Origin of the sequence: Massilia orientalis, from assembly GCF_030411975.2 — a bacterium.
GTDB lineage: Bacteria > Pseudomonadota > Gammaproteobacteria > Burkholderiales > Burkholderiaceae_D > Telluria > Telluria orientalis.
Genome location: NZ_JASNRB020000001.1, coordinates 56,796 through 71,679 on the forward strand (window position 1 = coordinate 56,796; position 14,884 = coordinate 71,679).

Consider the following 14,884-nt stretch of genomic DNA (forward strand, 5'->3'; position numbering starts at 1 on the left):
TGCCGCATGTCTTCGAACTCCCCTTCTTTCGACGCCATCGTGGCCGGGACCGGCCCCGGCGGCGCCAGCGTCGCGCGCGAGCTCGCGCGGGCCGGCGCCCGCGTGCTGATGGTGGAAACCGGCGGCGCCGCGCCGCTCGCGGGCACGCTGGCGCAGATGGCCGGCATGGCCGCCGTGCCCGGCAAGGGCGCGTTCCTGCACCGCGACCTGTCGCTGCTCGTGCGTGCGCTGACGACCGGCGGCACGTCGACCATCAATTTCGCCACCGCCGCGCCGCCGCCCGCCGCCATGTTCGCCAGGCACGGCATCGACCTGGCCCCGGCGCTGGCCGCCTGGCGCGCGGAACTGCCGATGGCGCCGCTGCCGGACGATCTCGTGGGGCCGATGGCCGCGCGCATCGCCGCGGGCGCCCGCGCGCAAGGACTCGCGTGGCGCAAGCTGGACAAGATGATCCGCCCGGCCGCGTGCCGCACCGGATGCTGGCGCTGCGTCTACGGGTGCCCGTTCGGGGCGAAGTGGTCGGCCCGCGAGCTGGTCGACGACGCCTGCAGGCACGTCGCGCGACTGGTCACCGATGCGCACGTCACGCGCGTGCTGGTGGAAGATGGCCGCGCCGTGGGCGTCGAAGCGAAAGTCGGCGGGCGGATGGAGACCTTCCGCGCCGGCCTCGTCGTGCTGGCCGCGGGCGGCATCGGCAGCCCGCGCATCCTGCGTACCTCAGGCCTGCTGGCAGGGCCCGTGCCGTTCTTCAGCGACCCCGTCGTGGCCGTGATGGGCACGGTGGACGGCATCGAAGGCGGCGGCGCCGAGGTGCCGATGGCGGCCGGGCATTACGATCCGGAGGCCGGCATCAGCCTGGCCGACCTCACGCTGCCCCGCCCCATGTACCAGGCGTTCGCGGCGCAGGCGGGCCGGGTCGACCGGTTGTTGGCACACGACCGCACGCTGACGATCATGGTCAAGATCCGCGACGAGATCAAGGGCAACGTCGGCCCGCGCTGGGTCGACAAGACGCTGGCGCCGGGCGACCGGCGCCGCTTCGATGCCGGGATCGCGCAGGCGCGCGCCATCCTGGAAGCCGCCGGCGCGCGGCACATCTTCGCCAGCCACCACTTCGCCGCGCATCCAGGCGGCACGGTGCGCATCGGACAGGCGCTGGACGCGGACCTCGCGACGGCGACGCCCGGCCTGTACGTGTGCGATGCGTCCGTCATCCCCGAACCGTGGGGCCTGCCGCCCACCCTCACCCTGCTGTGCCTGGGCTGGCGGCTGGGCCGTCACCTGGCGCGGGTCAGCGCTTCACGGGCAGCGTCGCCGTCAGCTTGATGTCGGCAGACGACTCGCCCACCATCAGCTTCACGGGCACCGGCTCGACCTCGAACCGGCCCGCCTGCGTGTTCCAGTACGCGAGGCGTTGCGCCGCGAGCGGGATGCGCACCGTGCGCGTCTCGCCCGGCTTCACGTTCACGCGCCGGAAGCCGACCAGCGCCTGGCGCGGCCGCTCGACCTGAGACTTCGGCCACGCGGCGTACAGCTCGACGACGCTGTCGCCCGCCACCTTGCCCGTGTTGGTCACGTCCACGTCGACGTCGACCGTGCCGTCGGCCGCCAGCGCGGGCGCGCTCGTGCGCAGCTTCCCATACTTGAAGGTCGTATAGGACAGCCCGTGCCCGAACGGGAACAGCGGCTGGCCCTTGAAGTACATATAGGTGCGGCCGTGGCGGATGTCGTAGTCCATCATCGGCGGCAGCTGCGATTCCGCCGCCGGCCACGTCGCCACGAGCTTGCCGCCGGGGTTGTAGTCGCCGAACAGCACCTGCGCGAGCGCCGTGCCCTGGTCCTGCGACGCATGCGCCATCTGCACGATCGCGGGCACGTGCTCCTTCGCCCAGCCGATCGTGTACGGGAAGCTCGACACGAGCACCATCACCGTGCGCGGATTCGCCGCCAGCACCTGTTTTACCAGGCCTTCCTGCGCGAGCGCCAGGGTCTCGCGGTCGCGCCCCTCGCGGCCGTCGCCCGGGTCGGCGCAGGGCTTCGTGCCGGCGTCGGTCCACTCGTGCGCCATGTTCGGACCGCAGGTCGGGTCGTTGCCGACGACGACGATGGCCACGTCCGCGTCGCGCGCCGCCTTCACGGCCGCGCCCTTCGCATTGTCCGGCGCGTAGTCGACCTTCACGCCCGGCCCGACGGCCGCCTTGATGCCGGCCAGCGCCGTCACCGTGTACGGCGCGGTACCGCCATACCAGTCCCAGTGCACGCTGTCCGCATGCGGCCCGATCACGGCGATGCGCTTGACGCGCGACTTCGCGAGCGGCAGCGCGCGGCCGTCGTTCTTCATCAGGACGATGGATTCCAGCGCCATCTTCAACGACACCGCCTTGTGCGCCGCGCTGTCCCACGGCGCCGGCCCGTCCTTGATCGCGGCATACGGATTGCCGGCCGGCGGGTCGATCAGGCCCAGTTTGATCGTGGTGCGGAACTTGCGCGCGAGCGCCTCGTCGAGATCGGCCACCGTGATGGTGCCCTCCTTCAGCGCGGCGCGCAGCTCGTCCTGGTATTTGTCGAGGTACTGGTTGATGCCGGCCTTCAGGCCCGCGACGGCCGCCGCCTTCTGGTCCGGATACCGTTTATACAGTTTCACCAGGTTGCCGATGGCGCCGCCGTCGCTCGAGATCACGTCCGCGTTCCACTTCCCGATCACGAGGCTGCGCAGCACCGGGTGCACGCCCATCGGCGTCCCGTTCCACGCGTTGTACGACGCCATCAGGGCGCGCGCGCCGCCGTCCTCGAACGCCATGCGGAACGGCGCCGCATAGTATTCGTGGAACTGGCGGTCGTCGAAATCGGACGTCGAGTTGCCGCGGCCGTTCTCGTTGCTGTTGGCGAGGAAGTGCTTGAGGAGCGCCGCGCCGCGCCAGTATGTCGGGTCGTCTCCCTGGATGCCGCGCGTGAACGCCGTCGCCATCGTCCCGACGAGGAATGCGTCCTCGCCATAGACTTCCTCGCTGCGGCCCCAGCGCGGGTCGCGCGCGAGATCGGCCTGCGGGCCCCATTGCATCAGCATCGGGTGCCTGTACTTGCCGCTTTGCGTGATGTAGCGGGCTTCCGTCGACTGCACGGCGCCGGCCTGGCGCACGAGCTCCGGGTCCCAGCTCGCGCCCATGCCGGGCGGCTGCGGGAATTGCGTCGTCGGGATGGGCTCGCGCTGGCGCTTCGATTCGCCGCGCTGCACGAGGCCGTGGATGCCTTCCGTGCTGCCGAAGCTGGGGATGCCGAGGCGCGCGACGCCGGAATCGGTCGACAGTGCGGCGATCTTTTCGTCGGGCGTCATCAGCGCCAGGATGTTGGCGATGCGTTGTTGCGGGGCCAGGTTCGGGTCCTGGAACGGGTAGGTCGCCGCGTGGGCGGTCCCGGCGCACAGTGCGGCGGCGAGGGCCGCGGCGCGGAGGATGTTCGTCTGCATGCTGTCTCCTTGTGTAAACGTTTTTTGTTAGCGCGAACATCCAAATCATACCCCGGATTGAAACCGTTTTCACAACACCGGGCCGCAAGTTCGTGTCCGGCGCTAAAAGTTTCTTGCGCGCCGTAAAGACATCAGTACAATCGATGTGCATACAAACAGGAGACAGCATGACTTATGAACGCATCGTGGTCCTCGGCGGCGGCACGGCCGGCTGGATGGCCGCGACGGCCCTCGCGACGGGCCTGAAGGGCACGACGGTGGAACTGGTGGAATCGGAGGACATCGGCACGGTCGGCGTCGGCGAGGCGACGTTCCCTTCGATCCGCAACTACCACCAGATCCTCGGCATCCCCGAAGCGGACTTCCTGCGCGCGACGAACGGCACGTACAAGCTGGGCATCCGGTTCCGCGACTGGCGCGTGAAGGGCGAGGACTATTACCACACGTTCGGCGACTTCGGCATGCTGAACGGCCCCGAGTCGCTGTGGGGCCAGTACCGCCGGCACCCGCGCGCCAACCTGCCCACGTTCGGCGAGCAATGCCTGCCGACCGTGATGGCGATGAACGACCGCTTCTGCGCGCCCGGCAAGGACGCCGCGAATTTCAACTACGCTTACCACTTCGACGCGAACCTGTACGCCCGCTTCCTGCGCGACATCGCGCTGAAGCGCGGCGTGCGCCGCACCGAGGGCAAGGTCGTCGACGTGGCGCGCCGGCCGGACGGCGGCATCGCGTCGCTGAAGCTGGACGACGACCGCGTCGTCAAGGGCGACCTGTTCATCGACTGTTCCGGGTTCGCCTCGCTGCTGCTGGGCCGCACGCTGGGCGAACCGTTCGTCGACTTTTCGCACTGGCTGCCCGTCGACCGGGCATGGGCCGTGCCGTCCGCCCCCGTGGGCGACACCCTGACGCCGTACACGCGCGCGACGGCGCTGGACGCCGGCTGGGCATGGCGCATTCCCCTGCAGGACCGCACGGGCAACGGCCACGTGTTTTCGACCCGCTTCATCGACAAAGAAAAGGCCCGCGACCAGCTGCTGCAGCAGCTCGACGGCGAAGCGCTGGCGGAGCCGCGCCTGCTGCGCTTCACGACGGGGCACCGCGCGAAATTCTGGTCGCACAACGTCGTCGGCATCGGCCTCGCGACGGGCTTCCTGGAACCGCTCGAATCGACCAGCATCTACCTGGTGCAAGTGGGCGTCGGCCGTTTGATGACCCTCCTTCAGCGGGGCGGCCCCGTCGCGCTCGAGCTCGTCGACACGTACAACACGGGCCTCACGCGCCAGTTCGAACGCATCCGCGACTTCATCCTGATGCACTACTGCCTGACCGCGCGCCGCGACACCCCGTTCTGGCAAGCCATGGCGGCCGCGGAGCTGCCCGAGACGCTGGCCTACAAGCTGCACGCATGGCGCGAAACGGGCGTGCTGCACCAGTACGACGAGGAAGGCTTCGACGGCCACAGCTGGCTCGCGATCCACGCGGGCATGCAGAACTGGCCGGCGCGCAGCGATCCGACCCTCAAGCTGATTCCCGAGGAACAGTCGCTCGACTGGGTGCGCGAGCGCGCGAGCCAGCTTGCGACCGCCGTCGCGACGGTGCCGACGCATCGGGAGTATCTGGCAAAAATCCTGGGTCGCTAACGTGTAAATGTCGTTCCCGCCATGCTGGACCACGGAATCCGGTACATTCGACGGACCGACTTCGCGAACTCGGTATGGGTTCCCGCGTTCGCGGGAACGACGGTCAGGCTGCAGCCAGCTTCTCCATCCACGCACACAACATATCCGCCAGCCCATCCGCGTACGCCACGATCTCCCCCTCCGTCCGCGGTCGCTCCGAAAACTGCTTGCCGACCGCCGACAGCGTATCGGTGAGCAGGTCCGCCGCCAGCGCCCGCGGGGCGTCCGGCGCCCCCGGCAGCGCCTCCGCCAGGTACGTCCGCACGGCCTCTTCCCCCGACTGCCGCACGGCGCGCGCCTCGGGCGCATCGCGGTACAGCGGCGCCGCGTCGTTCAGCGCCACGCGCATCGCCGCCTCCTCGCATTCCGACCGCACGAACGCGTGCACCAGTAACCGCAACCGGTCCAGCGGCGGCCGCGCCGTATCCGCGAGGATGGCGGACAGCATGGCCGTCGTGCGGCGCCATTCGTCGCTCTGCAGGCGGAACAGGATCGCGGCCTTGTTCGGGAAGTACTGGTACAGCGACCCGACGCTGACGCCCGCCTTTTCCGCCACGCGCGACGTCGTGAAGCGCTGCGCCCCCTCCGCCGCCAGAACCTGAACAGCCGCCTCCAGCACGGCGGCCACGAGCTCATTGGAGCGGGCCTGTTTCGGTGCCTTGCGAGAGGCGATCTGGGGGCGGCGGCGTTCGGTCATCGGGGGCGTTGGGAATGCGAATGGAAAACCTGAAGGATTCTTCGCATAATAACCGGACCCATTCACCACCACAAGGAACCACGATGACCACCCTCGCCACCGATCCCGTCGCCCCGCTGCTCGCGCGCCTGTTTGCCGAGGCCGATGCCGAATCGCCGCTGGCCGCCTGCCGCGACCTGGCGGAAGCGGAACTGCAGCGCCTCATGCGCAGCAAGACGGATTACCGCGACCTGTACGGCCGCCTGAAGGACCTCGCCCTGCCCGTCTCGCGCGGCACCGGCGTCCTGCTCTACATGCTGGCCCGCTCGAGCCGGGCCCGGACGATCGTCGAATTCGGCACGTCGTTCGGCATCTCGACCATCCACCTGGCCGCCGCGCTGCGCGACAATGGCGGCGGGCGGCTGGTCACGAGCGAATTCGAGCCGGCGAAAGTCGCGCGGGCGCGCGCCAACCTGGCTGCCGCGGGCCTGCTCGATCTCGTCGAGATCCGCACGGGCGATGCGCTGCACACGCTCGCCGGCGGCCTGCCGGACGCGATCGACCTCGTGCTGCTGGACGGCGCCAAGGCCTTGTATCCCGACGTCCTCGCGCTGCTGGAACCGCGTCTGCGCCCGGGCGCGGCGATCGTCGCGGACAATGCCGACCACAGCCCGGACTACCTCGCCCGCGTGCGCGCGCCGGCGTCCGGTTACCTGTCGATGCCGTTCGCCGACGACGTCGAACTCTCCGTATGGACCGCCCGCTGACGCGGTCGCGCCGAATACAATACGCCGAGGCGTATAGTGCCTATGCATAGGATGCATGGTTCGCCGCGCGCCTTCGGCTCTAAGCTTCTCTACTCATAACGATGAGACAACCCGGTGCCGCGTCCAAGCAACGCGCGCCGGGGCCGATAACATAGAGGAGCAGCAGCCATGTCACAGCCTCAACTCCAGCGCGTCGAGCGCGCGGAGACTTTCACGTCCCCACCTGCCGCCAGCGGCAAAATCGACCGGTACTTCCAGATCTCGGCGCGCGGCAGCACGCAGCGGACGGAGGTGGTGGCCGGCGTCACCACCTTCCTCGCGATGGTGTATTCCGTGTTCGTCGTGCCGGGCATGCTGGGCCAGGCCGGCTTCGACGTCAGCGCGGTGTACGTGGCCGTGTGCCTGACCGCGGCCTTCGGTTCGTTGTTGATGGGATTCTGGGCGCGGCTGCCGATCGCCGTCGGCTGCGCGATCTCGCTGACCGCCTTCACCGCGTTCGGCCTCGTGCTGGGCAAGGGCCTGACGCCGGCGATCGCGCTGGGCGCCGTGTTCCTGATGGGCGTGATTTTCACGGCGATCTCCATCACCGGCGTACGCTCGTGGATCCTGCAGAACCTGCCGTCCGGCGTCGCGCACGGCACGGGCGTCGGCATCGGCCTGTTCCTGCTGATGATCGCGTCCAGCGAAGTCGGACTCGTCGTCAAGAACGCGGGCGCCGGCCTGCCCGTCGCGCTGGGCCAGATCACGTCGTTCCCGGTCCTGATGAGCATCCTGGGCCTGGCCGCGATCTTCGGCCTGGAACAGCGCAAGGTCCCGGGCGGGATCCTGCTCGTCGTGATCGCGATTTCCGCCCTCGGCCTGGCCTTCGATCCGAAAGTGCACTTCACAGGCATCTTCTCGTGGCCGCAACTGAGCAGCCCGGGCCACGCTTCGCTGATCGGCGCGATGGACGTCAAGGGCGCGCTCAGCATGGCCGTGCTGCCCAGCGTGCTGGCCCTCGTGATGACCGCCGTGTTCGACGCCACCGGCACCATCCGCGCCGTCGCCGGCCAGGCCGGCCAGGTCGATGCGCGCGGCTACATCCACAACGGCGGCAAGGCCCTGACGGCCGATTCGGTCAGCTCCCTGTTCTCGAGCCTCGTGGGCGGCGCACCGGCGGCGGCCTACATCGAATCGGGCGTCGGCACCGCGGCCGGCGCGCGCACCGGCCTCACCGCCGTCGTCGTCGGCCTGCTGTTCCTCGGCCTGATCTTCTTCTCGCCGCTGGCCGGCCTGGTGCCCTCGTATGCCACCGCACCGGCGCTGATGTACGTCGGCCTGCTGATGCTGAGCAGCGTGGCGCACATGAACATGGACGACAAGCTCGATGCGCTGGCCGGCCTCGTATGCGCCGTGTTCATCCTCCTCTCATGCAACATCGTCACCGGCATCATGCTGGGCTTCTGCACCCTCGTGATCGGCCGCGTGCTGGCCGGCGAATGGCGCAAGCTGAACTTCGGCACCGTCAGCATCGCCCTCGCGCTGGCCGTGTTCTACGCGGGCGGCTGGGCCATCTGACTCTCCCTCTCCCGGCGGCCGTTCGTCCCCATCCGCGGGATCCGGACGGTCGCCGCGCGGTCAACCGCGGCAGGCCTTCCACCGTTCTCTCCCTGTGATCCTCGATGCGCCCGAATCCGGCCCAGCCGTATCGTACGCCGCAACTTTACGAGATTGTGTAACCTAAGTGACAACTTCTTACTAGGAGAACATCATGAAAGCCACCACCATTTCGAGCATCATGCTTGCTGTCGCCGTGCTGGTCACGGGTTGCCACAAGGCCGAGGACAAGAACGGCATGGGCCCGGCCCAGGAAGCCGGCAAGGCCATCGACGACGCGGGCGCCAAGGCCGCTGCCGAGTCGAAGGAAGCCGCCGCCAACGCCAACGCCGCCGCCCAACAGGCCGGCGAGAATGCGAAGGAAGCCGCCCACGAGGCCAACCAGAACGTCAAGGAAGCGGCCGACCGCGCCGGCGACAAGATGCAGCAGGCCGGCGCCGAAGTGCGCCAGGAATCGCATGAAGCCGCGCAGAACGTGAAGGAAGGCGCGAAGGACGCGACGGCCGCCACGGGCCGCGGCCTGGAACGCGCCGGCGAGAAGCTGCAGCAGGCCGGCAAGTAACGCATTGAACCGGGGTCCGTTCGCGAAGACAGGTATACTTGCTGGATGCGTATCCAGCTCTTCTCCGACCTTCACCTAGAACGCGACCCCGGGTTCCAGCCGACCATCTTCGCCGACACGGACGTCGTCGTCCTCGCCGGCGACATCGGCTCGTACCAGGCCCGCTCGCGCCTGGACACCGACGACTTCGGCCTCGGCCGTTTCGCCCCGGCCACGACGGGCGCCGCGGCGCGCGTCCTGTACGTCCCCGGCAACCACGAATTCGACGGCCTCGATTTCGCCGCCACGCACGCGCGCCTGCGCGCGACCTGCGCCGCGCTGGACATCACGTGGCTCGACCGCGAGATCGTCGCCCTCGGCGACGTCCGCTTCATCGGCACGACCCTGTGGGCCGACTTCGACGCCCTGGCAGGCTCCGAAACCGACATCGGGCGCCAGCTCAAGCAGCGCGACAAAGCGTTCCGCGCCGCGAACTACTACCTGTCCGGGAACACGACGCTCGTGGATGGCGTGCCGCTGCTGGCGGAAGGCCAGCGGGAACTGTCATTCGCCTGCCAGGCCTGGCTGCGCGACGCACTGGCGACACCGTTCGACGGCACCACGATCGCGGTCACCCACTATGCCCCGACCCTGCGCAGCGCCGACCCGCGCTACGGCATCAAGCCCGGCACGGCGGGGTTCTGCAATGCGCTGGACGACCTGCTGCCGTTCGCGGACGTGTGGATGCACGGCCACCTGCATTGCGCGAACGACTATGTGGTCGAAGGCACGGGCTGGCGCTGCCGCGTGGTCGCGAATCCGCTCGGGTATGCGAACAAGGGCGAGCAGGCGGCGTTCCGCGAAGATCTCGTGATCGAGGTCTGATCAGCGCACACCCTGGTACATCAACCCGCTGTCGTTCAGCCCGAACCTGAACTTGCGGTTCATGGCGATGATCTCGGCGCCCGCCAGCAACGTGGGCCCGTACCCGTGCGCCGCCTTCACGCTCGTCGGCCGGTACGCATAGAACGCGGGATCGAACGCCATGCCCGTGCCCACGCAAATGCCTTCTACCTGCCCGTTCGGCTGCACCTTGCTCGCGACCGCGTTCCACGCGAGGTTCGCCATCGGCCCATAGGCCTGCGCGTCGACATAGCCCCGGTTCACGGCGCGCGCGATGGCGTACGCGTAGATCGCGGTGGCGGACGTTTCCTGGTACGTGTCGTTGCGGTCGATGAGCTGGTGCCAGAAGCCGTCCTTCGTCTGGTAGCCGGCGAGTCCCTTGACGTGCGCGCGCAGCTGGTCCAATACCGCCTTGTAGTCCTTGTGCGTCTTCGGCAGCACTTCCAGCACCTCGACCATCGCCATCACGGCCCAGCCGTTCGCGCGCGCCCAGTGCATCTCCGGGTGGTCGCGCAAGCCTTCGACATAGCCGTGCATGTAGATGCCGAGGTTCTTGTTGAACATGCGCTTCGAGAACTGCAGCACCTGGCGCGCCGCGTCGTCGTAGTAACGCGCATCGCCCGTCGCCTTGCCGAGGTACGCGATGGTGGGCACGCCCATGAACATGTCGTCCAGCCACAGCGTATCGGGCAGCGGGCGCATTTTCACGCCGCCGCGGCCGTCCGGACCGCCGCGCGCCAGGGTGCCGTCCTTCAGCCGGTATTCCTTCTTCGTGACGAAGTCGCCGCAGATCGGGATCATCTGCGAATAGTCCACCGGCGACCCCTCGAGCTTCGCCTTCAGGAAGCTCTGGCACAACGCACCGGCGTCGTCCAGCGCGTGCGGATTCAGGAAGCTCTTGATGGGCGCGGCGGCATGCTCGCGGTCGGCCAGCACGAGCGGCAGATACGTCTTCGTCAGCCGGGACAGCAGTTCGTGGCGCTTGAGCGCGTAGTCGGTGTAGCGGCGGTCGCCCGTCGCGGCACCGGCGGCCAGCATGCCCGAGTAGGTGACGCCCCATTCATAGCTCGTCAGGCGGAAGTCGCCCGGCTTCAGCACGGCGTTCGCGTTCGGCGTGGACAGGTCCGTGATGGGCGCGCCGGTGCGCTGGTCGATCACCTCGGCCGGCGTGACCTTGTCCAGGTAGTCGAACACGCGGTCCAGCACGGCCTTGACCTCGGCCGCATCCATCGCGCGGTAAGGCGTCGGGTAATGCACGTCCAGCGCGTGCAGCATGGCGTCGGCCGCTGCCGGCCCCTTTTCCTGCGGGGCCGGCGCCTGTTGGGCCGACGCGTGCAGCGCGCAGGCGGCCAGCACCCCCGCCACGCAGGGCTTCAAACGGTTCTTCAAGCATGTCTCCTGTCAGTCGAGTCGTTGTATTTTCAGGTCGTCCACCGCCTGGCGCGACCACGTCGTGCGCAGCCCGAACCAGCCGGACGTCAATGGATGCGGGTCGCGATACGTGAACCACGTATTGCCGTCCACGCGCACGCGCGTGCAGCCCTCGTACACCGCGATCTCGATGCGGTAGTCGTGGTCCGGTTCCAGCAAATGCGCGCCGTCGGTGTACTCGGCGACCAGTTCGCGCCGGCCCCCGCCATAGCGGCGCAGGCGCGTCGTCGTGTTGTGGTTGCCGCCGATGCCCACGTAGTACAGCGACAGGTCGTCGTAGTCCTCGAACTTGCCGCTGCGCCTAAAGGGGTCGGCGCGCCGCGGATCGCGCGCCATCCAGAACACGTTCAGGTCGGACAGGCGGTCGTTCTTCCCGCCGTCGACGAGCACGCGGCGCGTAAAGCTGATCAGGACATTGCCGTACAGCGGACGATCCAGCCACACGGTGGCGCCGCCGTCGACGTCCATCACGAGCCGCCCGTCCCGGTTCTCGACGGCGTTGCCCGGCGTGCGCGCATACTCGGCCACCCAGCCTGCCAGCGGCTTGCGGAAATCGTCCTGGAACAGCACCGCGCCGGGCCGGCCCCATGCGGTGCAGTCGTCGGCATGCGCGGCGCCGCACAGCGCCATCCACAAGATCAGTGCGGACCTCATTGGGCGGCCAGCGCGCGGTCGGCGAAATATGCGCCCAGCGGATTGCCCGGCAGCGCCTTCAGGCCGGCCACGACGCGCTCCGCGTTGAACTCGGCGCCCGCCGCATTCGTGTGCGTGCGCGCGTCGGCGAACAGCGTGTCCACCTTGGCCGCGCCGATCCGCCTGTAGCCGTCGGCCACGAGCAGCGTGAGGTCCATGAACAGCGCGCCGTCGGCCTCGGCGACCTCGCGGTCCCAGTCGGCGAACGTCGCGAAGTCGCGGCCTTCCTGCCACCGGTCGCGGTGGGGCACGGGGGACACGAGGACCACGGTGGCGCCCTTCGCCTTCGCATCCGCCACGTAGCGCGCCATGTACCAGCCAAAGCTGTGCACCTGCTCCTTCGTGCCGTCCGGACGCGTGTCCTCGACGGTCTCCGCACCGGTGCCCGGCGCCGACGCGCGGTTCTTCATCGCCGGGTCGCCGATGCGGCCGCCGTCGTTGTGGCCGAACTGGATCAGCACGACGTCGCCGCGCTTCAACTCGTCGCGCACCTTGTCCCAGCGTCCTTCCGTGAAGTAGGTGCGGCTGCTGCGGCCGCCGATCGCCGCGTTCACCACGTTGATCCTGCGGGCATCGAAGTACGGGGCGATGCGCTCGCCCCAGCCGATGGCGCCGTTCACGCCGCCGCTCTTCACCGTCGAATCGCCGACGAGGTACAACGTGGGCAGGCTGGCGTCGCGCGGTGCCTCGGCGCGCACCGAGCGCGCGTCGACGACGGGACGGTCGTCCTCGCGCACGGGCGGCAGCGGATTCACGGGCGCCCGGGGCTTCAGCCACGCGGCGATGCGCGGATCGCCCAATGCCTTCATGCCCTCCACCGCGACTTGCGCATTCAGGACGGCGCCGGCCCAGTTGGTGTGCGTGTGCTCGTCCGGCGTCGTCTGCGGGAACAGCTGGACGACGGCGTCCTGGCCCAGCGCGTCGTAGCGGCGCGCGATGCCCTCGTTCAGGTCGATGAAGCCGACATGCTCCGCCTGCGCCACCGCCGCGGCCCAGCCGCCGTACGTGTCGCGGTCGCGCTTCGCGTGGCCGGCCGCATCCCACTGCTTGTGCGGGATCGGCGAGCAGATGACCGGCGTGGCGCCCTTCGCGCGGATGTCGGCCACAAATTTGCGCAGGTACCAGCCGTAGGTGTGCACGGTCTCGTGCCTGTGCGTGAGGAGGTTGTCGATCTCCTCCGTCTCGTCGCCGATGCCGCGGATCGTGCCGCGTGCACGGCTCGTGTCGTTGACGGCGCCGGCGTCGTTGTGACCGAACTGCATGACGACGATGTCGCCCCGCCTGACGAAGGCCAGCGTGCGCTCCCAGTGGCCGCTTGTGATGTAGGTGCGGCTCGAGAGTCCGCCGACGGCGCGGTTGACGACGTTCACCTTGGCCGGATCGAACCAGGCGGCGACCGGATTGCCCCATCCCCACTGGCCCGCCGCGCCCTTGCCCTGGCCGTCGTCGCGGCCATTGCGGACCGTCGAATCGCCGATCAGGATCAGCGACGGCAGCGCTGGATTCGCGGGCTCCGGCAGCGTGACCTGGGCGCGGGCCGGGTCGGTATTGACGGCGGCGGGCAGCGGTTGGGCGTGGACGCTCGCGATGGCGAGGAGGATGAGCACGGCGTGGAGCAGTCGGCGCAGGGCAGGATGCAGCGGCATGGCAGGAATCCGTTCGTTGTTCTGTTCTGCGTTGCATTCTATGCTCGCGCCGTCCGCCGTCAAAACGGGTGCGACTAAAGAATCAGGAAAATGATCGGTTGTGCGCAGCCGCCGCTGCAACAATGATCGGATTCCAACAACAAGGAGACCGTCCATGCGCCCATACGCCGTATTCACGTTGTGCTGCGCCCTGCTTGCATCCGTCGATGCTTGCGCGGCCATCGGCCAGCGCTTCCCGTCCGAACGGAAGGAAGTCGTCGATCCCGTCACCGGCACCCGCCTGACCTTTCTCACGAGCCGCCCGCATGGCGATTCGAAGATCTACCAGACGCACCCGCAGTGGACGGCGGACGGCCAGTGGCTGATCTTCCGTTCTCGCCTGGCCGGCAACGAGGCGATGGCGGTCAATGAAAAGACCGGCGACATCGTGCAGGTCACGGAAGGCGGCTACGAGGGCATGCTGAACGCGGCCCGCAAATCGATGAAGCTGTATTTCCTGCGCCGCGCGGGCGATGACCGGCAAGTCGTAGAGGTCGACCTCGCGCGCGTGCTCGCGGACAGCGCGGCCGGCCGCATGGGCGACGCCGCCAGCTACCAGCGCGTGGCCGCGACCCTGCCGGCATCGATGGAAGCCTATGGCGACACGGCGCTGGACGCCGACGAGGAATGGCTGTACGTCCGCGTCGGCCCGCACGAGGCGGCGCGCCACCTGGCGCCGGGCACGAAGCTGGAGCCCGCGTTCGGTCCGCGCAAGATGGGCGCCGGCCCCGCCGGCATCGCGCGCGTGAACGTGCGTACGGGCGAGGTGCGCCACGTCGTGTCGGTGCCGTTCCAGGTGGGCCACATCCAGGCGAATCTGTGGAATCCCGGCGAGATCGTGTTCTGCTGGGAGACGGGCGGCAAGTCGCCGCAGCGCACGTGGACCGTGAAGGCGGATGGCAGCGGCCTGCGCCCGCTGTACCCGGAAGCGCCGTACGAATGGGTGACGCACGAAGCGGTGATCGGCAAGGACGAAGTGGCCCTCGCCATCATGGGCCACCGCGCGATCCCCGGCGCGGCGGCCGCGGTGGACGCGCCGGGCACCGACGTCGGCGGCGCGAATCCCGGCCAGGACGACGGCTGGGGCCGGACGGGCACGCGTGAAAAGCCGAGCGGCCTCGCCATCGTCAACCTGCGCACGCGCCAGATGCAGATCGTCGGCCAGACGCCGTCCGGCAGCGGCTTCTGGCACGTGCACGGGTCCAGCGACGGCCGCTTCGCCGTCGGCGACGATTTCAGCCGCAGCCTGTACCTGATCGACCGCGCCTCGCACGAGATGAAGTTGCTGACGACGGGCCACAAGACGACGGCCGCCGACCACCCTCACCCGACGTTCAGCCCGGACGGCACGCGCATCGAGATCCAGTCCGCGATGCTGTCGGCGGATGGCCGCACGCTGAACATCTGCATCGTGCCGGTGCCGGAAGCATGGCTGAAACGCTGA

The 14,884-nt window shown here is 69.0% G+C and carries 12 protein-coding genes; 7 read left to right on the forward strand and 5 right to left on the reverse strand.

The window, feature by feature from the left end; translation table 11 throughout:
• Window positions 1–6: 6 nt before the first annotated feature.
• Complete coding sequence (locus tag QPK29_RS00275) at window positions 7–1,326, forward strand: GMC family oxidoreductase N-terminal domain-containing protein (protein WP_371769221.1); 1,320 nt, start codon at window positions 7–9, stop codon at window positions 1,324–1,326.
• Here the strand turns inward: QPK29_RS00275 and QPK29_RS00280 are convergent.
• A complete protein-coding gene (locus QPK29_RS00280; protein WP_371769222.1) occupies window positions 1,292–3,466 on the reverse strand; it encodes a glycoside hydrolase family 3 C-terminal domain-containing protein in 2,175 nt (724 codons plus the stop codon). The genes QPK29_RS00275 and QPK29_RS00280 overlap by 35 nt on opposite strands.
• Window positions 3,467–3,633: 167 nt before the next feature.
• Here QPK29_RS00280 and QPK29_RS00285 point away from each other — a divergent pair, with 167 nt between their 5' ends.
• Entirely contained in the window at window positions 3,634–5,109 is a 1,476-nt protein-coding gene (locus tag QPK29_RS00285) for a tryptophan halogenase family protein (protein ID WP_371769223.1), read from the forward strand.
• Between the two features lie 103 nt (window positions 5,110–5,212).
• On the opposite strand, the gene QPK29_RS00290 is transcribed toward QPK29_RS00285, so the two are convergent.
• On the reverse strand, window positions 5,213–5,767 hold the full coding sequence (locus QPK29_RS00290; RefSeq protein WP_371769224.1) for a TetR family transcriptional regulator: 555 nt from the start codon (window positions 5,765–5,767) through the stop codon (window positions 5,213–5,215).
• A gap of 161 nt (window positions 5,768–5,928) precedes the next feature.
• Here QPK29_RS00290 and QPK29_RS00295 point away from each other — a divergent pair, with 161 nt between their 5' ends.
• From QPK29_RS00295 to QPK29_RS00310, 4 genes are all read left to right on the forward strand, one after another.
• Window positions 5,929–6,591, forward strand: coding sequence for an O-methyltransferase (locus tag QPK29_RS00295; RefSeq protein WP_371769225.1), 663 nt, complete (start codon window positions 5,929–5,931; stop codon window positions 6,589–6,591).
• A 168-nt stretch (window positions 6,592–6,759) separates the two neighbouring features.
• Entirely contained in the window at window positions 6,760–8,148 is a 1,389-nt protein-coding gene (locus QPK29_RS00300) for an NCS2 family permease (RefSeq protein WP_056125549.1), read from the forward strand.
• Between the two features lie 193 nt (window positions 8,149–8,341).
• On the forward strand, window positions 8,342–8,749 hold the full coding sequence (locus QPK29_RS00305) for a hypothetical protein (RefSeq protein WP_371769226.1): 408 nt from the start codon (window positions 8,342–8,344) through the stop codon (window positions 8,747–8,749).
• 45 nt (window positions 8,750–8,794) lie between these two features.
• A complete protein-coding gene (locus tag QPK29_RS00310) occupies window positions 8,795–9,613 on the forward strand; it encodes a metallophosphoesterase (protein WP_371769227.1) in 819 nt (272 codons plus the stop codon).
• Here the strand turns inward: QPK29_RS00310 and QPK29_RS00315 are convergent, their stop codons facing one another.
• From QPK29_RS00315 to QPK29_RS00325, 3 genes are read right to left on the reverse strand one after another with little or no spacing between them, the layout of a single operon-like run.
• Window positions 9,614–11,020, reverse strand: a complete 1,407-nt coding sequence (locus tag QPK29_RS00315) for a glycoside hydrolase family 88/105 protein (RefSeq protein ID WP_371769228.1) — start codon at window positions 11,018–11,020, stop codon at window positions 9,614–9,616.
• Window positions 11,021–11,032: 12 nt separating this feature from the next.
• On the reverse strand, window positions 11,033–11,716 hold the full coding sequence (locus QPK29_RS00320) for a DUF6250 domain-containing protein (RefSeq protein WP_371769229.1): 684 nt from the start codon (window positions 11,714–11,716) through the stop codon (window positions 11,033–11,035).
• Window positions 11,713–13,401 (reverse strand): rhamnogalacturonan acetylesterase, encoded by a 1,689-nt coding sequence (locus QPK29_RS00325; RefSeq protein ID WP_371769230.1) that lies wholly within the window; start codon window positions 13,399–13,401, stop codon window positions 11,713–11,715. The genes QPK29_RS00320 and QPK29_RS00325 overlap by 4 nt, the downstream gene beginning before the upstream one ends.
• Window positions 13,402–13,555: 154 nt before the next feature.
• On the opposite strand from QPK29_RS00325, the gene QPK29_RS00330 reads away from it, so the two are divergent.
• The gene (locus QPK29_RS00330; RefSeq protein ID WP_371769231.1) at window positions 13,556–14,884 is read left to right on the forward strand and encodes a TolB family protein; all 1,329 of its coding nucleotides are present in this window, start codon (window positions 13,556–13,558) and stop codon (window positions 14,882–14,884) included.

Bases quoted from the DNA above. Each gene is read 5' to 3' on its own strand.
- QPK29_RS00310 (WP_371769227.1), top strand. From the start codon at position 8,795: ATGCGTATCCAGCTCTTCTCCGACCTTCACCTAGAACGCGACCCCGGG.
- QPK29_RS00275 (WP_371769221.1), top strand. From the start codon at position 7: ATGTCTTCGAACTCCCCTTCTTTCGACGCCATCGTGGCCGGGACCGGC.
- QPK29_RS00330 (WP_371769231.1), top strand. From the start codon at position 13,556: ATGCGCCCATACGCCGTATTCACGTTGTGCTGCGCCCTGCTTGCATCC.
- QPK29_RS00300 (WP_056125549.1), top strand. From the start codon at position 6,760: ATGTCACAGCCTCAACTCCAGCGCGTCGAGCGCGCGGAGACTTTCACG.
- QPK29_RS00280 (WP_371769222.1), bottom strand. From the start codon at position 3,466: ATGCAGACGAACATCCTCCGCGCCGCGGCCCTCGCCGCCGCACTGTGC.
- QPK29_RS00285 (WP_371769223.1), top strand. From the start codon at position 3,634: ATGACTTATGAACGCATCGTGGTCCTCGGCGGCGGCACGGCCGGCTGG.
- QPK29_RS00320 (WP_371769229.1), bottom strand. From the start codon at position 11,716: ATGAGGTCCGCACTGATCTTGTGGATGGCGCTGTGCGGCGCCGCGCAT.
- QPK29_RS00325 (WP_371769230.1), bottom strand. From the start codon at position 13,401: ATGCCGCTGCATCCTGCCCTGCGCCGACTGCTCCACGCCGTGCTCATC.
- QPK29_RS00295 (WP_371769225.1), top strand. From the start codon at position 5,929: ATGACCACCCTCGCCACCGATCCCGTCGCCCCGCTGCTCGCGCGCCTG.
- QPK29_RS00305 (WP_371769226.1), top strand. From the start codon at position 8,342: ATGAAAGCCACCACCATTTCGAGCATCATGCTTGCTGTCGCCGTGCTG.